Annotated in this window: 24 protein-coding genes; all 24 read left to right on the top strand. The window is 70.6% G+C overall.

Going from position 1 to position 21,141, the window contains the following annotated elements:
- Positions 1-92 precede the first annotated feature (92 nt).
- The 24 genes from ACIRQF_RS30160 (at position 93) to ACIRQF_RS30045 (ending at position 21,006) form a co-directional block, all read left to right on the top strand.
- Positions 93-662 (top strand): hypothetical protein, encoded by a 570-nt coding sequence (locus ACIRQF_RS30160; RefSeq protein WP_404096741.1) that lies wholly within the window; start codon positions 93-95, stop codon positions 660-662.
- A 340-nt stretch (positions 663-1,002) separates the two neighbouring features.
- Positions 1,003-1,710, top strand: coding sequence for a uridine kinase (locus ACIRQF_RS30155; RefSeq protein WP_404096738.1), 708 nt, complete (start codon positions 1,003-1,005; stop codon positions 1,708-1,710).
- Positions 1,711-1,907: 197 nt separating this feature from the next.
- A complete protein-coding gene (locus tag ACIRQF_RS30150; RefSeq protein WP_404096736.1) occupies positions 1,908-2,618 on the top strand; it encodes a hypothetical protein in 711 nt (236 codons plus the stop codon).
- 128 nt (positions 2,619-2,746) lie between these two features.
- Positions 2,747-3,364: a hypothetical protein gene (locus ACIRQF_RS30145; RefSeq protein WP_404096733.1), complete on the top strand. Its 618-nt coding sequence runs from the start codon at positions 2,747-2,749 to the stop codon at positions 3,362-3,364.
- A gap of 379 nt (positions 3,365-3,743) precedes the next feature.
- Positions 3,744-4,583: a hypothetical protein gene (locus tag ACIRQF_RS30140; protein WP_404096730.1), complete on the top strand. Its 840-nt coding sequence runs from the start codon at positions 3,744-3,746 to the stop codon at positions 4,581-4,583.
- 541 nt (positions 4,584-5,124) lie between these two features.
- Positions 5,125-5,487, top strand: a complete 363-nt coding sequence (locus ACIRQF_RS30135) for a hypothetical protein (protein WP_404096728.1) — start codon at positions 5,125-5,127, stop codon at positions 5,485-5,487.
- Positions 5,488-5,789: 302 nt separating this feature from the next.
- Complete coding sequence (locus tag ACIRQF_RS30130; RefSeq protein WP_404096725.1) at positions 5,790-6,077, top strand: hypothetical protein; 288 nt, start codon at positions 5,790-5,792, stop codon at positions 6,075-6,077.
- A 276-nt stretch (positions 6,078-6,353) separates the two neighbouring features.
- Positions 6,354-6,929, top strand: a complete 576-nt coding sequence (locus ACIRQF_RS30125; protein ID WP_404096722.1) for a hypothetical protein — start codon at positions 6,354-6,356, stop codon at positions 6,927-6,929.
- Between the two features lie 310 nt (positions 6,930-7,239).
- A complete protein-coding gene (locus tag ACIRQF_RS30120; protein WP_404096720.1) occupies positions 7,240-7,560 on the top strand; it encodes a hypothetical protein in 321 nt (106 codons plus the stop codon).
- Between the two features lie 105 nt (positions 7,561-7,665).
- On the top strand, positions 7,666-8,280 hold the full coding sequence (locus tag ACIRQF_RS30115; RefSeq protein WP_404096717.1) for a hypothetical protein: 615 nt from the start codon (positions 7,666-7,668) through the stop codon (positions 8,278-8,280).
- 377 nt (positions 8,281-8,657) lie between these two features.
- Positions 8,658-9,059, top strand: coding sequence for a hypothetical protein (locus ACIRQF_RS30110; RefSeq protein ID WP_404096715.1), 402 nt, complete (start codon positions 8,658-8,660; stop codon positions 9,057-9,059).
- Between the two features lie 288 nt (positions 9,060-9,347).
- Positions 9,348-9,776 carry a hypothetical protein gene (locus ACIRQF_RS30105; protein WP_404096712.1) on the top strand — a complete coding sequence of 143 codons (429 nt, stop codon included), beginning with the start codon at positions 9,348-9,350 and terminating at the stop codon, positions 9,774-9,776.
- 260 nt (positions 9,777-10,036) lie between these two features.
- A complete protein-coding gene (locus ACIRQF_RS30100; RefSeq protein WP_404096710.1) occupies positions 10,037-10,429 on the top strand; it encodes a hypothetical protein in 393 nt (130 codons plus the stop codon).
- 1,291 nt (positions 10,430-11,720) lie between these two features.
- Positions 11,721-12,122: a hypothetical protein gene (locus ACIRQF_RS30095; protein ID WP_404096708.1), complete on the top strand. Its 402-nt coding sequence runs from the start codon at positions 11,721-11,723 to the stop codon at positions 12,120-12,122.
- A gap of 415 nt (positions 12,123-12,537) precedes the next feature.
- Complete coding sequence (locus ACIRQF_RS30090) at positions 12,538-13,152, top strand: hypothetical protein (RefSeq protein WP_404096705.1); 615 nt, start codon at positions 12,538-12,540, stop codon at positions 13,150-13,152.
- A 187-nt stretch (positions 13,153-13,339) separates the two neighbouring features.
- Positions 13,340-13,702, top strand: a complete 363-nt coding sequence (locus ACIRQF_RS30085) for a hypothetical protein (RefSeq protein WP_404096702.1) — start codon at positions 13,340-13,342, stop codon at positions 13,700-13,702.
- Positions 13,703-13,959: 257 nt separating this feature from the next.
- On the top strand, positions 13,960-14,301 hold the full coding sequence (locus tag ACIRQF_RS30080; RefSeq protein WP_404096700.1) for a hypothetical protein: 342 nt from the start codon (positions 13,960-13,962) through the stop codon (positions 14,299-14,301).
- Between the two features lie 375 nt (positions 14,302-14,676).
- The gene (locus ACIRQF_RS30075; RefSeq protein WP_404096698.1) at positions 14,677-15,600 is read left to right on the top strand and encodes a hypothetical protein; all 924 of its coding nucleotides are present in this window, start codon (positions 14,677-14,679) and stop codon (positions 15,598-15,600) included.
- Positions 15,601-15,992: 392 nt separating this feature from the next.
- Positions 15,993-16,739, top strand: a complete 747-nt coding sequence (locus ACIRQF_RS30070) for a VWA domain-containing protein (protein ID WP_404096695.1) — start codon at positions 15,993-15,995, stop codon at positions 16,737-16,739.
- A gap of 287 nt (positions 16,740-17,026) precedes the next feature.
- Positions 17,027-17,323, top strand: a complete 297-nt coding sequence (locus tag ACIRQF_RS30065) for a hypothetical protein (protein WP_404096693.1) — start codon at positions 17,027-17,029, stop codon at positions 17,321-17,323.
- Positions 17,324-17,521: 198 nt separating this feature from the next.
- On the top strand, positions 17,522-18,277 hold the full coding sequence (locus ACIRQF_RS30060; protein ID WP_404096690.1) for a mucin-2: 756 nt from the start codon (positions 17,522-17,524) through the stop codon (positions 18,275-18,277).
- A 223-nt stretch (positions 18,278-18,500) separates the two neighbouring features.
- Positions 18,501-19,202, top strand: coding sequence for a hypothetical protein (locus tag ACIRQF_RS30055; protein WP_404096688.1), 702 nt, complete (start codon positions 18,501-18,503; stop codon positions 19,200-19,202).
- A gap of 293 nt (positions 19,203-19,495) precedes the next feature.
- Positions 19,496-20,158, top strand: a complete 663-nt coding sequence (locus ACIRQF_RS30050; RefSeq protein ID WP_404096686.1) for a hypothetical protein — start codon at positions 19,496-19,498, stop codon at positions 20,156-20,158.
- A gap of 197 nt (positions 20,159-20,355) precedes the next feature.
- Positions 20,356-21,006 carry a cell envelope biogenesis protein OmpA gene (locus ACIRQF_RS30045; protein WP_404096683.1) on the top strand — a complete coding sequence of 217 codons (651 nt, stop codon included), beginning with the start codon at positions 20,356-20,358 and terminating at the stop codon, positions 21,004-21,006.
- The last annotated feature ends 135 nt before the right edge of the window (positions 21,007-21,141 follow it).

The raw sequence follows: 21,141 nt of genomic DNA, 5'->3' as shown, positions 1-21,141 counted from the left end.
CCTCGCCATCTGCGGGTGTGGTCGAGCCCCGGACCGTCGACTTCCCGGCCGGGCCCGTTCTTCTGCCTCCTCGCCTTCCTCCAGGAGCTGTCATGCGCACGCTTATTCGTTCTGTTGAAGCCGCCCAGCACCACGCCCCGAGCGCGCCCGCCTACCCCGTTCCCTACGACGGACCTCGTGTCGCCGCCGCCGACTTCTTCACCCTGGCGCGGCAGGGGCGCGCTGTGACCACGCCGCCACCGTTCTGCGACGGGGACTGCGTGTCCTGTCCGCGCGGCACTGAGTGGATGCGGAAGTTCGGCCGGTGGATCACTCCCGGACAGCCTCACGGTCTGGTCCTCCCCGACCGGGTGGTCACCAGCTGGTGGAAGACGCGGACGATGCCGGGCAGCAAGTTCGCGCTGGTGCACCGGCTGCTCCCCAGCGAGACGAGTCTGATCACCGGCGACCACTACGTCAGCTCGGCCTTCGTCGGCGACGCGTTCTGCGAGGAGCCGGTCTCCGGCGACTGGCTGCGCTCGATTGCCTGGCAGTCCACCCGAACCCGCACCGTGAGCGTCCACCTGGAACTGCCCAGCGGCATCGTCACCCTGCACTCCCGGATGGTCGGCGACGTCTTCTTCCAGCCCGCCTCCGCCCCGGCTCCCGCGCTCGACGCCTGACACCCTGCCTGGCCGCCCGCCCCGCTCCTCCCCGGCGGGGCGGGCGCTTCCGCATCTACTCCGGCGTCTTGCCCGACTAGCACAACTGACGCTCCCGGCACCCATCCGGCCCCGGACAACCCTCCAACTGGCGCGGCCACACGCGCGCCTCGGCCCTCCGGCCCCTGAACACCGCACTCCTGCGGTGTTCAGGGGCCTTGCTGCAACCCGCGCTGCTGGGGCGCTCCGGTGGCCGCGTCGCGGGTTGCGGCTCTAGCCCGCCGCTCGAACACGGTGCTCCGCGACCGGCCGGACCTTTCCGCTCGGACGCATCCCACCCACCCATCGGAGGGCAGCACCCATGACCACACCCGACACCACCGGCGCTGTTGAGCACGTCCTCTGTCCCGCCAGCGACCTTCTTGGCCCGGAAGCCGGCGGCACCCTTCTCCCGGGAGAAGAGCCGCCAGCGCGGAATACGGCTGCGGTAAGCGACCGAACGCCCGTACTGGCAGTCGCGGGCGGCACCGCTTCGGGGAAGTCGACCTTTGCGAAGGCGTTGGCGCTCCATCGGCCAGGGGCTGTGGCTCTCATCCACCTCGATGACTTCTATGAGCCCGCGCACGACCCACAGCGCGGAATCCGCACGATGAGCGCCACGGGTGTCGAAACGCTGGATTGGAACCATCCCGGCTCCATCGACCAGGACGCCGCGGCTGCTGCGGTTGACACAGCGGCCACCAGCGGCCAGCACCAACTCGTTGTGGTTGAGGGCTTGCTCGCCCTCACTCTGCCCAAGGTCGCTGCCCGCGCCACCTGGCGGGTCTACGTCGACGCCCCCGACGACATCCGCCTGGCTCGCAAGTTGCTGCGCAAGATCAAGGTCCAGAACCAGGACCCGGCGATCTCTCTGCACAACTACCTGCTCACCGGACGCGACCGCCACGCAGAACACGTCGCCCCCTCCCGTTACCTGGCCGACCTCGTTCTAGACGGAACGATGCCGACAGCTCACCTGCTGACCGCGGTCGATGACCTGATCGGTCCGCATCTCTCACCAGCCCGCTGAACTGCGGATAACCCCTGGGCTCGGCAGCTTCATGCACTTGCCGAGCCCAGGACGTGCCGCGTCCTGGAGACCGGCCCGCCCGGAATTGGCTGGGCTTGACCAGGTACAGCTCCCGGGCCGGTTGCCGCGCTAGCCGCCCGCACTCCGACGGTGCTCCCCGCCAGCCATGGCACCTATCACCGAAGGAGTACCCCTGCATGTCCGACCGACTTGAATGGGCCGACACCACCAGCGGCGCTCAACTCCTCTTCCCCGGCGAGGATGTCGACGGCGCCACCGTCGACGCCGGCGAGATTGCCATCGCCTTCTGGACCGGCAGCAACGGCATCGCCTTGTCCGGCCCACCCCGGCAACTCGCCGACCGCCTCGAACAAGCCGCCGCCATCGCCCGCACAGCCGCAGTCCTCCTCACCGAGCCGCTGCGCCACCTCCCCGACGGACTCGACCCCTGGAGCTGGACCACCCTTGGTACCGGCACGGACTCCTCCGAGGAGCACGACAACACCCTCTGCCGCACACCGGGCATCACCGTCCTCGACCCACGCCGGGTCACCTGCGGCGACTGCGTCGCCGCGTGGAACGTCCACTGGTCGGGTGAGTTCGCCTTCCCGGCCGTCCTGCCCGTTCCCACCGATCCGGCCGACTGCCGCATCGGTGACCAGCTGCCGTATGCGTCCATCACCTGGATCAGCGGACACGACAGCGCCGACGAAGCCACCGCCCCAGACGGCAGCGCCGGTATCGAGTACGGCATCGCCTCCACGGCGGCCCCGGACATCGAACCTCTCGGCCACGGCTCACTGCAACGGGCCACGGCCGAGCTCGCCGACAGCAGCACCGTGTGGCCGGGCGTCTACCTCGTCCAACGTACAGGCGACGGCCCCTGGCAACGCGTCACAGCGGATTGAGGCAACCCCCCGGTTCCGCTCCGCCCGCCTGGCCGCCGGGCGGAGCGGACCGGGCCCGTTGCGCGGGTAACTGCCGCTCCCAGCACGGTCATCGCACCCACTCACCGACTGTCGCTGGAGAAACCCCCATGCCCGACACCACCACGCCCACCGCCCCGGCCCGGCACCTTTTCACCACCCGTTCTGCCCTCGACCACGAACTGACCGCCACCGGCACATGGAAAGCCGTGCACGCCGCCGTGCACGCCTCAACCCCCCGCCTGACCAGCCACGCCCACCGCAACCAGGGCAGCGAGCCGGTGACCGGCCTGCGCTTCACCGAAGACACTCCGCACGCCGGGCAGGCCCGCACCAGGGGCACCATCGTCATCACCCCCGACGGCATCCTCACCGTCCGCGCTTACACGATCCCCGGCCACCGCTGGCTCACCGCCCTCAGGCATCTCGGCACCCTCCACCCCCACGCGCTCCGCCCCGGCGCACCTGCCACCGCATCCGCCGACCCGGCCGCCCCCTCCTGGGCACTGCGCCCCCACGTGAAGAACCGCAGCATCGCCGGCCACCTCCAGCCCGCCAACCAGGTGCAGGTGAGGACACTCACCGAACTCCCGGACACCATCGGTGACGTCAACGCGCTGCTCACGGTCGCCCCCGACAACCGAGCCGCATGCCCTGCTGGTTGGCTGCTTGCCCTCGGCTTCTTCCACGTGCTGGCCACCGGCGTTCCCGCCAGCCCGCAGCCATAACCCGGCACCACGGCTTCAGGCCCCGTCCCGCGCACGACCCCGGGGCGGGGCCGCTCCATACCCCCACACACGGCCCGGCTCGCCCTTACGCCTCCTGACTGAGCGGGGGAGCGGGGATGGGCCGCACGCGGGTTGCCCACCTAGATCTCTGCCCCGCCACGGTCCCGTACCCGGGCCGAGACCAACGGCCGCCGGACGCCCAAGGCCGGTTCACCGGGAGCTCCCCGTCCCCCGGGCCGGCCTTGTGGGGCTAACCCTGCACAGGGCCATGCTCGCCGCAGCAGGCGTCGGGGCAGCGAAAACGCGGAGCTGGCCACAGCCCCCCGGGGGCCCCATTTGCGCCTGACCCCGTCCTGTTCCAGCGATTTGAGAGGCCCTCATGCCACCCTTCACCGCGCACTGCACCTTCGACGCCGGCGGCGATCTGACCCTCGCCTTGGAGACCAACCCGCATCTCCCGGGTCGCGTGGTCGCCGTTCTCCGTAATGATCACAAGCGATGGGCGTACGCCGTCCGGATCCTGGACCGTACCCCCAACACGCAGTTGCCCCGCGGCCACTGCGGTCCGCTCAACAAACTGCACGCCCACGTCCACGACCGTCCGCTCCTGGACGGGCTCCGAGGACTGCTGGACGACTGCGCCGACATCCTGCACTCATCGGAGAGGCCCGCCGACTCTGAGAATCTGCCCATGGCATCGCTCACAGTGAAGATTGCAGCCAAGGGCGGTAGCTGCCGCCACGTCACTGTGCGCACCGAGAACGCGCGGCAACTCGCCCACACGTTCGTCAACCTCCCCGACACCTGGACCGACACGACCCACGAGTGGCCGCTCGCCTCGGCGCCCTCCTTCATCCGCGAAGCGGCCGAAGGCGCCGTACAGTCCTGGTGGGCTCGAAACCGGCGTGCCCAGGCCAACAGCGACACGTACGACCACGCCTTCGGCACGCTCGAAGCAGCCTTCTCCGACAGTACGGACGGACCTCTGGCGCAGTGGACCGTCAATGGCGACGACGGCGGAATCGAACTGTTTCTGAGCACCGCCGACCCCAAGGACTCGTGGCAGTTGCTCCGCCTCTTGGAGGAATGGCTCGAAGACCATCAGATGCCGGATCTCACGATCACCATGGATGACACCCGACGCAGTGTCGAGGCGAACCTGCGCGGCACGGCGCCGGTGCACTTCGTTGCCTGGTATCGCGACAGGGCCCGTCCGTAGAAGCCCCTCGTCTCGCCTGGCATCCCAACTGTCAGCCCCCGGCGATCGCCCCAACGGTGCCGGGGATTGTCAGTGTCCAGGCCCAACGAGGAGTGCATTGGTCACTCCGCGGCGCTGAGGCCCTCGGCCACTGAGCTCTCAGCGGTTGCGCCCCTTCCCCGGCCGGCTGCCGCCGCTGAACAACCGTGTACTTGCCCGCGCCCAGGAGCCTCTCGTTGCCCGGCCCCACACGCACGCACTCGCCTACGGCCAGGGCCCGTCCCTCCACTTGCCGGGACGGGCCCTGCCGCGTTCTCGATCCGGGACTTCAACCAGACAGGGGCGTCCCGGCCTTGCGGGCACCGTTGCAGCGCTTACCCCGCCATCTACGACAGTCAGGCCAACCGGATACGCCCCGTTCGCATACCCCCCCCACGTGCGTTGCGAGCGACCGGCCATGCCGGGGCCGCGCTGCGTGGCCCGCGCGCCACTCGACACCCGACGGCAAACCCACCACGCGACTCTGGTGCGTGCGCCGCTCAGAGGAAGGATCCGAAGTCTCATGCCCTTGTTGTCCTGGCTCCAGTCCCACTTGCCCGCCGCGGCGCCGTCGCCGTACACCTTCGAGTCGTTCGCTGACGAGGTGGCCCGCCTGCTGGGCTGGCCCCCGGCCCTGCGCGTCAATGACGTCGAGCTCAGCTCTGAGACTGATCATGTCTGGCTGACGTGGAAGTCCGACGTTGGCGGAGCGATCCTCATGCTGGACCGGCCGCAGGCGGAGCGGCGCGAGGCGCTGGTCATCAAGATGTCGTGGTGCCACTCGCCGGACCCGGCGGACATCGCCGCGATGGTGAGGATGTATGAGCGGCGCGGCCGTGTCCGGTCGCTCCGCTCCCTTCTGGGTCGTGTACTGCGCCGTGACTGAGTCCGTACGGCCATGACCTCGCGGAAGCATCCGTGAGTTGCCCCCACCGATGCTTCTTGGGCTCCTGCCCGCCGACTGGCGAGCAGGAGCCCCCTTTTCGCTGAGTGCCCAGCCCGGCACGATCGAGCTCCCGCCCCGGCGCCGCAGCCCATACCGGAACCGGGATGCGGTCTGTGTGGTGCCCGCTCCAACTTGCGGCGCTTGCCGACTGCCGGACCACGGTACGGGGCCAGGGCGGGCAGGGGTGTCACCGTGCCCCGCTCTGGCCCCCTCACCGGCCCAAAAGATGCGAGGAATCCCTCATGAGCAGGCCCGCGAACGCCACCGACGACCAGAAGCACACGGAGTCCTTCGACACCCCCCAGCACCACTACGGCGTGCAGCGGTGCGCCGAATGCAGTTGGGGCGGCTACACCCACTCCGGCCGGTACAACGTCTCCGGCGTCGTATACGTGTGCACGGCCGAAGGGTGCGGCTTCGAGACCGACGCCGCCGCGTTCTACTTGGACGCCGGAGAAGAGCTAGCACTGATCAACGGGCGGCTGTACGTGCGTCAGCCGCAGGACGGCCAGACCCTCCCTCGCCGCTAGCCGCCGCCTGGCCCGGGTTGACGATCTGGTCCCACCCGTAGCACCCCCTCACGCGTTCTCTTCAGGCCCGCCCCCGCATCCGGGTGGCGGGCCGTGCGCATACCCCAGCCACCCCCACGCCCTTCAGGCCCCCTTCCGGTTGCTGCCCTAACCCGCTGCGCATCGACGGTGAATCCGCACGGTTCCTGCCGCTACCACCCCAGCCGCACCCGCCGGGGACAGCCGACGCGGCCACAGCCAGCACACCACCATCCCGCCCGCCGAGAGGGACTGACCATGAGCGAAATCATCGAGACCAGCAACGACGGACGCTACCGGCTGCGTCTGGAGCCCGACACCGACGCCCACAACCCGCGCACCATGTACGACCACCTCACCCACGTAATCACCCTGCCCGACAACTACTACGCCGACGTCGACAAGGACGGCGGTGGTCCCCTTGAAGACGGGTGGAACCAGATCAAGGACCGGGACAACGCGGTGGAACTCTTCACCCGCTGGGCGCACATCTTCCATGGTGCCGTGGCCATCGAGGACCAGACACATGACGGTCCCGGCACCATTTGGTACTTGATGCCGGAGGGCATCGCCGACGTCAACGACCCGACGGAGTACATCCGCGGCGAGATCGCAGAGTACCGGGCATGGGCCAGAGGCGAGGTCTACGGCCACATCATCGAAAAGGCAGTGACCTGGAAGCCCGTAACCGATGAGCACGAGGACGTGATCCTCGGTGAACGCACCACATGGGAAGAGGTCACTGACGGCTCGTGCTGGGGTCTGATCACGTACGAGTGGGCCGAGCAGGAGGCCAGGGAGCAGTTCACCGCCTACCTGGAGAGCGTCCGATAACCGCCGACCCCGCCCGGCCACCACCCAGGCGATACTCCGTGCCAACAACACAGCACGGAGCCCCCGCCGTCCTCAACTCCCGCACGCCGTAGGGCCCACCGCCCGCCGCCGCCCCCCCGGCCCGCCCCCGACCCCTGGGAGCGGGCCGTCGGCATGCCCGACCCCGGCCTCGTCCGGGTCGCTCGTGGCCCGAAACCGGGCCACCGCGCGGCACCGCTTGCGCGCCTTGCCGGCCGCCGCTCCACCCTGCGAATGCACGACGCTGTGTGCACGTCCGACCTCGTCCAGGAGCAGGAGACCACCCACCCCCATGACCGTGACCCGATGGTGTGTCAGCACCTACAGCGGCAAGATCATGACCACTCTGTGGCCCGACCGTTCGTACGCCCCGGTCAACGTCTACGAGAACGGCTGGCTCGTGCGGGTAAAAGCCCGTGTCCGCACAGGACACTGCCGGACCTGCCTAGGCGCCGGATGCGGCAAGCCCGAGGTCAAACCGTCCTACGACGGCCCGTACTCGCGCGTCCCGCACGAAGTGATCACCCGCGGCCGCATGCTCATGCCTGGCTGGCAGGCGGATGCCGCCGAACCGGTCGCGTACACCCCCTCACCGCAGCCCGCCAGCGTCTGAGGGGCCACCCAAGACGGTGCGGGGCCTTCTGCGAGTTCCGGGGAGCCGCCCCGAGCCCCGCCCCGTCGCTCGCACACGGCAACCGATCCGTCCCGAGGGCGCCGCATGTCACCCTGTACCCAAGGAGAATCCGTGAATAGCCGACCGCTGCCTCTTCTACTGATCGATGTCGACGGGCCGTTGAACCCGTGGGCTGCAAAACCGTCCAGGAGACCGGAGGGCTATCTGACGTACCGGATGCGCCCGACGGGCTACAACCTTCCCCGGCAAAAACCGCTGCGGGTCTGGCTCAACCCAGCGCACGGGGCCCAGCTACTGAACTTGCCGTTCGACCTGGTCTGGGCCACGACGTGGGCGCACGAAGCCAATGAGTGGATCGGTCCGCCCCTTGGACTGCCAGAGCTGCCCAGTATCTCCTGGCCGGAGGGCCTGAAGAGAGCGTCGAGCCCGTACTGGAAGCCTGCACCCGCGGTCTTCTGGAAGACCAGGACCATCGTGGACTACGCCGCTGGACGCCCCTTCGCATGGATCGACGACGACGTCACCGACCTGGACCGTGAGTACGTTGCCCTCCACCATGACGGTCCGGCACTCCTGCACCACATCGACCCCCGACTTGGGCTGCTGCCAGCCGACTTCGAGGCCCTGACCGCGTGGGCGAACTCACTGACCACCAACACCGACGAGTGCCACATCGGCCGCCCGCACGAAGCCGAGTAACACGGCCTGCCCCGACCCGCCCCGGGCCGGGGCTGCGGCATGTGCGACCCCTCCCACGTCCCTCCGCCGCGCCCGCCGCTGCTCGTCGGGCGTCCTGGTTGCCGCGCTTGCCGCCGCCGGGCCATAGCCCCGGGGGCTGATCCATGACCCGCCTGCGCGGAATAGACCGCCCAGGTCCTCGCACCCCGCCCCGCTGTCCGCACCGGTTGCCGTGCTTGTCCCGCCCCGGGCCATGGTGAACCCCGCAGCCGTACTGGCCCGCCCCACGCTCCCGGGGACGTCGCACTCCGCGGCGGCGGACAGCACTCGCCACACGCTCATGCCCCGCGTCGGGCGTCAGCTGGCCCGCACCCTTGGGGCCTCCTCTCGGAGACTCGATGAATCTCATCATTTGCAACCCGCTCATCACGGCCGTCGACGACCTCTACCAGAGCCCTGACCGCCATCCCCGCAGGCCGGACGCCCCGTCCGGGTGCCGCTGGTGCTGCGTCGAGGAGCGTGAGCACATGCAGCGGCGAAAGCCCTCGGCAGGCTGCCACATCTGGGAACGTCCGGCGGACGTACAGATCCTCGCCCGCATGCGCGCCCGCCACGCCGCCCGCATCACCGCCCCTGCGACCCTGTACCACGCTGCCACCGCCGAGGCGACGACCTGGAGCTACGCCAGTGACGCCCCTGTCACCGACGAGTTCTGCGCCGACTGTGGGGACTCAGAGTGCGCCCGTTGGATTCGGACCCAGGAACGCATCGAGGCCCGTAAGGAACGTCTCCGTCTCTAGCGCAAGGCAGGCCCGTGAACCCGCTACACCTAGCCCGCCCTCCTCTCGGGGCGGGCTGTTCCGCGTTCGAGCCGCCCGCCGCGCCCGCTGCCCTGCCCCGGCATATCCACCCCCAAGCAGGCTGAACGCGCCCCGGCCGGCCCCGCCCAACTCCCGGCCCGACCCGGCGGGTTGCGGCCGTTGGTGTCCACCCGGTCATGGTCAGCACACCGGCCCGGGGAGCGGTGACCACCACCCGCCCCCCGGGCCGGACCAACCACCCCGCCCCGCCACACCAGGAGCCCGACCGTGACCACACCCCGCCCGCGCGCCGCGACCGTCACCGCCCGCATCGACGTCCCGGCCGTCGACACCGTACCCGCGCCCGCTGCTTCCCCACACACGGTCCCCGCCACCGAGTTCACCCAGGCCCTCACCGCCTGGACTCAGTCCCACCTGCACGCCATCAAGCCCGAGAACAGCGACACCACCTTTGTGCCCGTCACCGTCAACGCCACCACGACCATCGAGGTGCACCCCGGACTCCTGCGCCTGCTCGCCGAGGAGATCCACTCCGCGATCACCCTCCAGCGCGACTTCCCTGACCTGGACCCCGCCGACTTGGACGCCTACGTCGGCAGCGACGGAGTCGTCTACCACGGCCACGGTGAACCCGACTTCGAGGCCACCGCAGAGGACACCGAACCGTATGAGGACTGCAACGGCCGCCACCTGTAGCCGGTCCGCCTTGTTGACCGGCCCCGGGCCTGGACACCTCGTCCCGGGGTCGGGGCCGCTGCCCGTCCGGGCCAAGGGGTGTTGTGCGGCTTGCCCGAGCTCGGGGCAGTGTCGGTGCTGCCGGAAGGGATGTTCCTGCGCTCCCGTGTGCGGTTGCCCCCGGCCGCCAGGCCGCCCCCACCCCACCCCCTCGGGGTGGCCCGGCACCCCGCCCCTCCCGCGCCCTCTTTCGTGACGCGCCCATCGACCTGGAGTCCAATGTGAAGATCCGTCTAGGCACACCCGAGGCCACGTTCACCGTGCGCGGCACGATCAGCCGCCCTCAACTGCTCGCGACCAGCCGTGACAGCGAGCACCTCATGCGGGCCGAGGAGTTCGAGGCCGAACTCCGGCCGTCACCGGTCGAGGACGAGCCCACCCCCCCTCGGTGGGAAGTTGACACGCTCACCGTCAGGGGGCGCAGAGTCGACAGCCGCCGCCGCACCACCGAGGCGTGGACGAGCCGCCGCTTCTACTACCCCGCCCAGTTCCACGACGACGTGCCCGACTGGGTACCGGCCCTGGCTGAGCAGGTCCTCCCCGCCCAGCCTCCGCCGCACCTCACGCGCCGTGTGTTCTCCCTCCCCGACCAGCCGAAGCCCAAGGCCCCGTAGCCACTGGCCGAGCCCCGGCCGTCCTCCTGGCGGCCGGCGTGTTCCGGGCCTTAGCCGCCCGCCAGTCAGCCTCCGGCTGCCGCAGACGCACGCCACCGGCCCGGCCCCGGGCTGGACCCCTGCTGGATCTCCCGTTTCCCGGCCGGCGGGAGGGCCCATTCGATACGTGCCCTCTCCGGTGGGACGGGGATGGGCGAGAGGGCTCCGGAGGGGTGTGCGGGTGCAGGATCGCCGGGGTCTGATTCCATCCCGCTCCACCTGATCTGAAGGAGTTTGACCTGATGAAAGAAGTACGTGGCGCAGCCGCTGCCACCATGGCCTCGGGCACGCGTCGCCGCTGCCACCGTGGTGGCGAGTGCACGGTGGTGTTCGCCTCGTGACCAGTCCGCCTCAGGTGCCCAGCGACGGTCAGCAGCCAACGCGGCGCCGAACCCCGCCAGCAGAGCTTCCGGAGCTCTTGCCGGGGGAGGACCGGGGCTTTGGACAGTCGCTGTTCGTCGACCTGGTGCCTCGCTCGTGCTGGTTCACCAACGTGCGCTCGTGTGTTGCCAGGAAGGACTGGGACCGTCTGCGACGGATGATCTACGCACGGGCCGGAAATCGCTGCGAGGTCTGCGGTTCCGCTCCTGGCGCGTCAGGCAAACCGAGACTGGAGGCCCACGAGCGTTGGAACTTTGACGAGGCCACGCGTACACAGACGCTGAAGCGGCTCATCTGCCTGTGCTCGGATTGCCACCTGGTGACCCACTTCGGGTTCGCCCAAGTGCGCGGCTTGGAAGCTCGGGCTCTCGCGCACCTGCTGAAGGTCACCGGAATGACCGAATCTCAAGGTTGGAGGCACGTCGAGTCGGCATTCCTGACATGGCAGCAACGGTCAGCGCGCCTATGGGAGTTGGACCTCAGCATCCTGACGACGGCAGGTATCACGCTCGCCCCGCCGCCGTCCGCGAGAGACCGAGCCACCGTGGCTGAGCAGACCCTCACATCACGTACCGGCTCAGGGACCCCGAACCGGAAGGGCTCCTGAGCGCGAGCACGCATCCCCACACGGCCCGGGGCACGGCACATGCCGAGCCCCGGGCCGTGTGCCGTCGGCCACTCCAAGCGCGGCACAACCCGCCCAAGGCTCCGTAGCTACAGGCCGAACCCCGGTCGTACGCCGGGCGGCTGGCTGTCGGGTTGCGGGTCTTGGCCGCCCGCCCGACAACCTCCACGCCGTCGCCGGCACACGCCGCCGGCCTGGCCCCTTCGCGGGGTGCCCAGCGTTCCAGCCGAACTTGGAGGTCGACCCGTGACCACTACTTCAGACACTCAGCTGTTCCTCTACGGGAAATGGCTGTTCAACATCGACAAGGCCCAGATCCTCCTGAAGAACCATTCCCGGCACGCCGAGCCCACTCGCGTGGCCGACTGGGTGGCCGCCTACCACCTTGACCGGCTCACTCCGGACTACGACGGCGCGCCCTGGTGCCCGGTCTTCGGCCCGGACCAGTCCGCCTTCAACGCCGAATACGCACTACAGACCGAACTCGACAAGCCGGTCATCATCGCAACGCTGGAGTTCGACGGCCGTCCGGCCATCCTGCTGATCGACGGCGTCCACCGCATGTACCGGGCGATGACCGAAGGCCGGGCGACGCTGCCCGCGCACACACTGACCGCCGCCGAGACCGCGACGATCCGCGAGCGCTGACCACCGCCGCCCGCAGCCGCACGAGGCCCACCCCACCCCGGGGTGGGCCTTTCGCGTTCGCCCCGCCCGCCCTCGTGGCTGCCCACGACCCGCCCCTCAGCCCCGCCCGGCAGCCCGGAGCCGCGCCGCGGGGTGTTGCGCGGCTCGGGGCCGCCGGGGGCAGTGTCGGTGTGGCCGGAGCGGAGTGCTCCCGCACCACCCCCACACCGGCGGGCCGGGTCCTTCCGTGTCCCCGCTCCCGGACGGTCCCACCAGGCCGGGCTGTGCCTTGTGGTTGCGGGTCTTGCCGGTGCTGTCGGCATGGTCCTGGCATGCCGTGCGCGACACCCGCCGCCCCCGTGCGGTGCGGCTCCCCGGCTTTCCGAACACCGCCTCTCAGCGGCGGCCCCTGCCTCTTTCCCTGTTGGAGCGACCGATGAGTTCTTCCTGGCGTGATGTCCCGATGCCGCCTGCTGTCGCCCGCCTGCCCCGTAACAGTGCCGGACGCCCGGTCCCTGGCAACATCGCCTGGTACGAGGCGGATGACGACGGCGCGATCCTCGTGACCCGCGATGACGAGCTGGGCGGGCACGTTACCTGCCCGTGCACCCCGGGACGCGGCACCCCACGATTCGGCGAGCAGTGCCCCATGCAACAGCGGCTGTTGATGCGCCAGCGGCGCTGCGGGCTGTGCACGCAGGCCATCACCCCCCTCGCGCAGCTGGTCTTCGTCGGCGAGAGCGACGCCGCGTACTACCTGGAACCCCCACTTCACCCACTCTGCGCGGCTTACGCCCTCAAGGTCTGCCCCGTGCTGCACGCCGCCGGCGAAAGCATCGAAGTCGCCCTCACTACCTCGTACACCCTGGCCGAAGACCGGATCACCGGCGTCTCTGCCGACGGCGCCCTCCGACGCGCCGTGTTCCCCGTCGGGGACCCCGCGGCCCATCACCTGGCGGTCCTGGAGTTCTATCTGGCCTTCCCTCACACCCCCGAGCGCCTCACCGCCCCCACGTGGCTGGCTCAGCATGCGCCGAAGCTGCTCCCCTGAACAACCCGCAGGGCGCCCCGCGCCGGGCCTGACACGGCACGCAGGCGCAGGAGCCCGCACCCGGTCTCGGGTGCGGGCTCCTGCGCGCGCACCCGCCCCCGTGCAACGCGGCCTCTTGCCTCGTTTGGCCTGCCACGGTCCACGGTCGCGCCACTCAAGACCGAGCCATGCGACAGGAGACCAGACCGTGAACGTCCCGCCGAGCGAGCACTTCAATCCCACCATCGATGACGACGGGCACTACGCCGAGCGGCTCGTGTTCGTCAACGGTCGCGAGAGCCAGACACGTGTCTACACGGGCAGAGCAGTGCGCGAGCGAATTGACCAGATGACCTACACCGACTATGGCGAGGACTGGGTCTACACGTCCGTCAACCAGGACCCCGACTCGGGGATCATCACCGGGATCACGACGACCAGCCCGGCCAAGGACGCTCACCACACGGCCACCTGGGCGCCGATCACCACCGCCCAGCGAGGCGCGTACCAGCGAGCGGAGGAGAAGAAGTGGAGGGAGTTCTGGGAGGTCGTGGCCTCGGTCGGTGCATGAAGGCCCGTCCAGCTGGTCGCTGGCGGTTGGGCGCTGGCCCCTGCACTCGTACAGGCGGGGCCCCGCGCGCCGTGCTACGCCCTCCGTAAGTGCCTCGCACGGGAGCGCCCGCGCCTCCTGCCTGCTGCTGGTCCGCCTCCTACCTGCCGTCTGCTTCCGCGCGGCGCGGCGCGGGCCGGCTTGGTTGCGGTGCTAGCCCTCACTGCTGCGCATGGTCCGCCCGTACCCCTTCACCGCAATGGAAGGACTTCTGGACCATGCCTACCCTCTCAGCCGGACAGTTCCTGCAGAACGCCCTCCGCCGTGCAGGTATCGGCTGCCGCTCGGACGGCGACAGTGGATCCGATTTCATCGCGATCCGGGTCGGCGCGCACGGCATCATCATGGTCACCGGCATGCCCGGCCGGGCCAAGGAGAACCAGATCGACTACCTCCCGAGCGAGCACCAGGGCTGGGGAGCCGTCTACTACCCCGACACCGAGCACGACGACGGCAACTTCACCGAGTTCTACCGGTCCACCAACTCCAACCTCGCACAGGACACCACCAGCGTCGTCAAGGCCGTCCAGGACGTGATCGCCGGACGCTCCGCCCGCTGACACAACCCCGCCCGTGTGTAGGAGGCCCACCCCATCTCCGGGGTGGGCCTTGTCCGTTCGCCCGCCCGCCCCCGGGGCTGTCCCGGTCCCGATCCCCTCACCCCGCCCGGCAGAGGAGCTGCCGCGGGGTGTTGCGGGGCTTGCTCCCGTGCGGGGGAGTGTCGGTGTGGCCGGAACGGTTGCTCCCGCACCATCCCCGCCCCTGGTGTGGTCGAGCCCTTCGGCCGCCGGGCCGCCCCTCACCCCCCTGGGGGCGGCCCGGCACCCCCGCCTTCACGGCGCGCCCGCACCGGCTACCGGCCCCGCCCGGCTACCGGCCTTGGGCGTGCCGCCCCGTCACCGCCTACAACTCCCAGAGAAAGGGGGGTCTTGCCCGTGTCTGAGCGTGTCCTGACCCTGCCCGACAGCACCGACCAGTTCGTGGTCACAGACCGCCCCGCACCCACCCTCACCGACCGCTACCGGATGCTGCCCGACGGCATGAACACCAGCCTCTTCGTCGTCGTCCGGGCCTACCAGGTACGCACCGGTGACGTCGTCACCGCGTTCTTCAGCGACGGCCCCGGCATCCGCCACGCCCAGCACGTCCCGGAACCCTTCGCCGCGCACCCGGGCGCGTTCGGTATCTGCCCGGCGCGGTACGAGGAGTGCGCAGAGTGCGAGGACGCCCACGCCAATGGCGCCTCCGCGGACCGGTACCTGTGCCTGGACCCCGCCGACGACTCTGCGGACTGTGTCATCGTCTTCCGCAACACCCCCGTCGCGGTCATCCCCGCCGACCTCGCCGCCCGCTTCCCGTCTCTGGACTCGGTGCCGCCGCTGCCCGACCTGTTCGCCCTCGACCCCGAGCACGGCCCCTACGAAGCCCTGCCCGTCTCCCGCACCTGGGGCCCCTGGGAGGCCATCAGCGTCACCCGCACCACGGCCGAGCAGATCACTGCCGACCTGCCCCTGACTCACGCCGGCCGCCACCTCACCTGCTGCTGGCTGGGCAAGGCACTCCTCATCGCCTCCGACCCCCATTTCCGTACCGAGCCCGGCCGCCCCGGGCGGATCATCCAGCCCGACGCGGACGGCCGGTACCGGATCGGTGGCCTGTGGCGCTGGGAAGAGTGGCCCGTCGAGGACCAGGACGAGGATCCGGAAGGCGACGGCGCTGAGCCGGACCCCACCGGCAGCGCGTCAATCGAGATCACTCTGGCGGACGGAACGACTGCCAGGTGGAGTGTGCACAACGATGATCCGCGGTTCGGGGACGTAGAGAGCGTACTCGGGCCTCCGGACACGCTCAGGGCTTGAAGCAGGTTCCGACGCACCCGCGCCGCCCGCCGTCGCTGACCCCGCACCCCGCGCCAGCCGCTACCCCGGCCCCGTCCTGCCACCCGCAGGCGGGGCCGTTCGCACGCACACCCCGTATCCGGGTGGTCCTTCCGCCGCACGGGATGCCGGTTGTGGTCCGGGTGCCCGAGCGCGGGACAGGGCCGGGTGGGGGGCCTACGTGGCCGACGCGGGTGTCTACGGTCCCAAGTGCGCGCCGGCTGGGGGCCGATGGTGTGCGGGTTGCGGCGCTAACTGTCCCGCCCGCCATGGTGCGTGCAGCACAGACCACCCGGCTCTGCCGCGGCCCGTGCCGCACCACTCAGTCCTTCCGGCGTCCGTGGCCGGACCTTCCCTTCGCTGATCGGAACAACATGTTCAAGAACCTTTTCGGCTCGTCCTCAGCCTCCCAGCCCGCCCCCGCCCCCGCCCCCGGTCCGGCCGCTGTGCCCAGTCCGGCCCGTAACCGCACGAGCGTGGTGGACCTGACCAAGAAGGCCGCGTTCAGCCTGTCCAAGAACGGCCTGGACGGACAGCGCGCCGCGGTCTACCTGGTTCTGGACCGCTCGGGTTCGATGCGCCCCTTCTACGAGGACGGCACGATGCAGTACCTGGGTGAGCAGGCCCTGGGTCTGTCTCGCGCGCTGGACGACGACGGCCGCGTCCCGGTGGTGTTCTTCTCCACCGACGTCGACGGCATGACCGAGCTGGAACTCGGCCGACACGCAGGCCGTATCGACCGGGCGCACGAGCAGCTCGGTCGCATGGGCCGCACCTACTACGCGCGGGGCATCCGCGCGGTCATCGACCACTACCAGGCCTCCGGCGCGACCGATCCGGCGTTCGTCCTCTTCCAGACCGACGGCGACCCCGACGACCGTGAGGCCACCATCCAGCTCCTGACAGCCGCGAAGACGCTGCCGATGTTCTGGTCGTTCGTCGGGTTCGGTGACAAGGTCAGCTTCCTGCGGACCGTCGATCAGCTGCCGGGCATCGACAACACCGGCTTCTTCCACGTCCCGGACCCCCGCAGCCTGGGCGACAGCGCCCTCTACGACGGCATCACCGCCCAGTTCGGCCCCTACCTGGCGGCAGCCCGGAGCGCCGACATCCTCCGCTGACCCGCTTCCTTCCGGGCCCGCCCTGCCGCCACCGGCAGGGCGGGCCCACCGCGTTCCAGACCCCGGCCCGCCCCCCGTGCGCGGGGCCGAGCGCCGCCCCGCTACCGCGGCGCTGCCATCGCTCGCCGCCCACCCCCGCCCGCACGTCCCGGCACACCTGCCCCCGGGGCTGCGCCCCGGGCTGCGCCCGCCGGGCCTCCGGCCCTCCGGCCCGTGCCGCCCGCATCAGCCCACCGGCCAGAACTGCCCCCACCCTCACCTCACTTCGAACGAGAATCCGGCCACCCATGCGACAGATCGTGCTCCAGCCCAACGGCAAACTCGCCGTCTACTCCACCGTCGTCGACGACCTCGTGGTGTACGACGCCACACCGGACGAAGTCGCCGACGAAGCGGCCGACTTCGCCCGAGAGACGGCATCCCCCAACGCCACACCCGAACAGACCGCCGAACGCATCAGGCACGCCCGCGAAACCGCCCACCGCAACGCCGTGTACGTCCTGGCTGGTGAACCGCACCGCGCGTACCGGCACCCGTTGACCTGGCAGGAAATCGAGGCTCTGACGGACAGCGAGACCTACTGACCCGGATACACCGCTCCGGCACCTTCGGCCCGCTCTTGCGGGGCTTGCTCCCGGCTGGGGGAGTGTCGGTGGTGCCGGAAGGCGCTCCCGCACCACCCCCTCACCCGGGTGCGGTCGAGCCCCCGGCCGCCGGACCGCCCCTCACCCCACTGGGGCGGTCCGGCACCCGCCAACAACCGGCTGAAGGGAATCCCACTCGTGCGCACCTACGCCATCGCCCAGCACACCGGAACCGACCCCGGCCAGTGCGACGCCACCGCAGTCCGCACTTCCCCGGACGGAACCCGCGCGTACGTCCTCCTGGACGGCATCGGCCGACGCGAGACAACCCACCGGTGGGCACTCTCCGTCGCCCGGCAGATCGCCGGCACCGCCGCCCGCCGGCGCAACGCCGAGGCCGGGCTGCGGCACGTCTACAACCTGTGCCGGGACGACGCCATCCACTACGGCCCCAGCGACAAGGCGGCGGCCGTGGTCGCCGTAAAGGCTCCCGGCCAGCCCTTGACGGTGGCCTGGTGCGGCGACTCCCGGGCGTACCTGATGGAGCGCGGGATCGCGGTGCGCCTCACCGAGGACCACAACAAGCGCCGCGTCTACCCACCCACCGCTACCTATCCGTACGGCGGCAACCGCAACCGCCTCACCTCGTGCCTCGGCTCGGACCGCACCGACGAGGACGTACACAAGCTGTACCGCCATCCCGCGATCGAGACCGCCACGCGAGAGATCACCGGCCCCTGCCGCCTGCTGCTCGCCTCGGACGGCGCGTACGAGCCCCACGAGGACGCCCGGCACTGTCTGTTCACCGAGTGCGACGGCGACGACCTGATTCCGACCGTCCGGGACCTGGTGAACCTGGCTGTCGACACCGCCGTCAAGACCAGCCGCGCCCTGGACCCGAACCAGGTCTACGCGGACAACGCGACCGCCCTCCTGGCCGATCTGGCCCCCTGACGCCCCGCCGACCTCCACCAGGCCCCCGCATCCGCGTACCGGCCCCGTTCTGCACCCGCAGGCGGGGCCGCCCGCATGTCCGCACGCTCCGCCCTGCCATGCCCGGTCCGGCCGTGCCGGTTGCTGCTCTAACCCCGGCCATCCCGACCGTGCAGTGCGCCGCCCCCGGTCCGGCAACTGACCGGCACGACCGCCCCGAACGAGCTCAACCGAGGAGCCCCCTGTGTCTTCCTTCGCCTCCCGCAGCACCGCCGTACACGAACTCCGAGTGACAGGCCGGGTGATCGCGGGCCTGCCCATCCAGCCCTACGCGCCCGACCAGTGGACGGTCGTCTTCGCCGACCTCGGGCACGACCTGATCGTTCTGGGCACGCTGCCCACCCCCGACCCACGCTCGCAGGCCGCCGCCGACCAGCTCGCCGTCCTCAACGCGCAGGACCTGTCGTCGTACGAGGTGACCGCCCCCAGCGCAGAGGCCTCCGAGCGCCGCGCCCGCGAGTACTTCGCCGCCGAGCGCATCGGGGTCACCCCCTGGTCCGCCACCGGGCTCGTCGCTCTGCCCGGCACCCCCATCCCCGAGCAGGGCGGCCCCACCGCGCTGCGGATCGCCACCCAGGCCTTCGCCGCGCACGGGCTCACCCCGTACCACGACGACGACGCCGGGAACACCTGGATGGTCATCGGCCCGGACAAGTTCTTCCCCGGCAAGGGCGTCACCTACGGCGTGCTCTTCCTCTACAACCCCCACAGCGACCAGGGAGAGGAGGAAATCACGGTGGACCGGGCGCCCCTCAGCTCCGACGTGTGGCGAGTGGACGTCGGCGACGGCCTGGGTGGCGAGCAGAGCCTGATGGAGAGGCCCGTCGACCAGTTCACCGACTGCGTCGAGGCCATCGTCGCCCTGCACACCAAGCCCCGAACCTGACCGGCCCGCACAACCTCAGTGCGCCGGCCGGTGGGGGAGGGGAGCGGGGCGGGGGAATCCCGCCCCCCGGCGCCGCCCGCCGCCTGGCCCCCGCATCCGCGTACCGGCCCCGTTCCGCACCCGCAGGCGGGGCCGCCCGCACGCTCCGCCCTGGGCGCCCTGCCCAGCCCAGCCCAGTCCTGCCGGTTGCTGCTCTAACCCCCACGCCCCCGACGGTCTCGCTTGCCGCCCGTACACGGCCACACCGGCCGGGACCGCGCAGCACCGCAGCCGTCTCCTGAAAGGCACTCCCCGTGGGCTACATCCTCTACCGCGACCGTACGAAGCCGTCCGAGACCGACCAGGATTTGTGGGACAGCCCCCTCAACTCCTACCTCCGAGAGCACCACATGGGTCGGGCCGGGACGATCTGTGGCGTGTCCGAGATGATCCGCCACGTGGAGGCGATCGCCGCCATGTGGTGGCAGTACACCAGCCCCGCCCAGGCAACCCTCGGCGCTATCCGCTTCATCAACGGCGGCAACATCCGCTCGTCGCTGACGCCTCTCATCGACACCCCCGAACTGTTCACCGCCGTGGCGGTCGAAGGACTGCGCTCCTGGCACACGCTCCTGGCCGCTGACTCCCGCCGACGCGCCCTCTACGGAGACGATCACGCAGACCTGCTGCTCCCCGGCTTCAACTTCGGCGAGTACCTCTTCGACCAAGAAGGCACCCGCTGTGTCTTCATCGACGGTACGCAGCGCACAGTGCCCGCCGGGACCGTCGTCGCCATGCTCGACATCGACCGCATCCCGATCTACAGCCCGCCGGAGCACTTCGGACTCCGCGGTTACTACGACACCAAGAGCCGCATCAGCACGACCGACTACTTCCGACAGGCCCACGCCGTCCAGCAGGGTTGGAAGAAGGCCGCCGACGCCGCCACACCGCAGGAAGGTCCCACCAACTCCTGACCCCACGTCCCGCGGAATCCCGCGCCCCGCCCGGCCCCGCCGCGGCCTCCGTATCCGCGTACCGGCTACCGGCCCCGTTCTGCACCCGCAGGCGGGGCCGTCCGCACGTCCGCACGCTCCGCCCTGGCCGTCGGGCCACGCCCAGTCCCGCTCTTCCGGTTGCTGCTCTAACCACCGGCACCCGCAAGAAGCGGCCCATGCATCCGATCCCTCAACGCTGCGCGCACCGGCCCCTCGCGGGCGGACTGGTCGTACCGCACGTATCCCTCATCCACGGCGGCCACGCGGCATTCGGCACCCTCGACGCCGACCGGGCCCGCACCGCCTTCCTCGACCGCCTCTGCCAGATCTGCGGCCACCGACTCGACGAACGATGCTGGCTGATCGTCCGCCCCGCCGACATCGCCCGGAGCCACTCGCCAGAACCGGCACTACACCCCGAGTGCCTGCCCTACACCGCCGCAACCTGTCCCATGCTCAACGGCCAGGCCACGCACTACCGGCAGCGTTCCGTCCTGGCCAGCCACCCGGCTGGACGGCCCTGCACCGACCCGTCCTGCCCGTGCCCCTCCCGCACGCCCGACAACGGCCACGCCGCCCGCAGCGGCCGCCCCGCCGACCGGTACGAAGCATGGATGATCGACACCCGCCACTACCAGCTCGTACCGCACCCGGACACACCCGCCGTCCCCGCGGGCATCAGCCTCAACGTGCCCATCCTGCGCAAGCGCACCCTGCGCGAGGCCACCCCGACAGCCGCCCGGTCCGCCTTCCTCGACCTGATGCGCTCCGCTCTGGAACTCGGCATCGCGGCCGACTGCCCGGCCCCCGCCGACAACGACAGCTGACCGGCGACCCCTCACGGCCCCGTGCCGGACACCCGTCCGGCACACCCCCGCCCGTATGCCCGCCACCCCACCGCCCCCCGCAGTACCGGGGTTCCCGGCCTGGCTGCCCCCGGCCCAGTGCCCGCCACTGCCACC

This window comes from Streptomyces sp. NPDC101191 (assembly GCF_044767915.1).
Taxonomy (GTDB): domain Bacteria; phylum Actinomycetota; class Actinomycetes; order Streptomycetales; family Streptomycetaceae; genus Streptomyces.
The sequence above is the reverse complement of the archived record's forward strand: the minus strand, read 5'-3'. Positions and strand labels throughout refer to the sequence as shown.

Bases quoted from the DNA above. Each gene is read 5' to 3' on its own strand.
- ACIRQF_RS30080 (WP_404096700.1), top strand. From the start codon at position 13,960: ATGCCTACCCTCTCAGCCGGACAGTTCCTGCAGAACGCCCTCCGCCGT.
- ACIRQF_RS30090 (WP_404096705.1), top strand. From the start codon at position 12,538: ATGAGTTCTTCCTGGCGTGATGTCCCGATGCCGCCTGCTGTCGCCCGC.
- ACIRQF_RS30125 (WP_404096722.1), top strand. From the start codon at position 6,354: ATGAGCGAAATCATCGAGACCAGCAACGACGGACGCTACCGGCTGCGT.
- ACIRQF_RS30135 (WP_404096728.1), top strand. From the start codon at position 5,125: ATGCCCTTGTTGTCCTGGCTCCAGTCCCACTTGCCCGCCGCGGCGCCG.
- ACIRQF_RS30150 (WP_404096736.1), top strand. From the start codon at position 1,908: ATGTCCGACCGACTTGAATGGGCCGACACCACCAGCGGCGCTCAACTC.
- ACIRQF_RS30115 (WP_404096717.1), top strand. From the start codon at position 7,666: ATGTCACCCTGTACCCAAGGAGAATCCGTGAATAGCCGACCGCTGCCT.
- ACIRQF_RS30145 (WP_404096733.1), top strand. From the start codon at position 2,747: ATGCCCGACACCACCACGCCCACCGCCCCGGCCCGGCACCTTTTCACC.
- ACIRQF_RS30160 (WP_404096741.1), top strand. From the start codon at position 93: ATGCGCACGCTTATTCGTTCTGTTGAAGCCGCCCAGCACCACGCCCCG.
- ACIRQF_RS30155 (WP_404096738.1), top strand. From the start codon at position 1,003: ATGACCACACCCGACACCACCGGCGCTGTTGAGCACGTCCTCTGTCCC.
- ACIRQF_RS30110 (WP_404096715.1), top strand. From the start codon at position 8,658: ATGAATCTCATCATTTGCAACCCGCTCATCACGGCCGTCGACGACCTC.
- ACIRQF_RS30045 (WP_404096683.1), top strand. From the start codon at position 20,356: ATGCATCCGATCCCTCAACGCTGCGCGCACCGGCCCCTCGCGGGCGGA.
- ACIRQF_RS30065 (WP_404096693.1), top strand. From the start codon at position 17,027: ATGCGACAGATCGTGCTCCAGCCCAACGGCAAACTCGCCGTCTACTCC.
- ACIRQF_RS30120 (WP_404096720.1), top strand. From the start codon at position 7,240: ATGACCGTGACCCGATGGTGTGTCAGCACCTACAGCGGCAAGATCATG.
- ACIRQF_RS30140 (WP_404096730.1), top strand. From the start codon at position 3,744: ATGCCACCCTTCACCGCGCACTGCACCTTCGACGCCGGCGGCGATCTG.
- ACIRQF_RS30070 (WP_404096695.1), top strand. From the start codon at position 15,993: ATGTTCAAGAACCTTTTCGGCTCGTCCTCAGCCTCCCAGCCCGCCCCC.
- ACIRQF_RS30130 (WP_404096725.1), top strand. From the start codon at position 5,790: ATGAGCAGGCCCGCGAACGCCACCGACGACCAGAAGCACACGGAGTCC.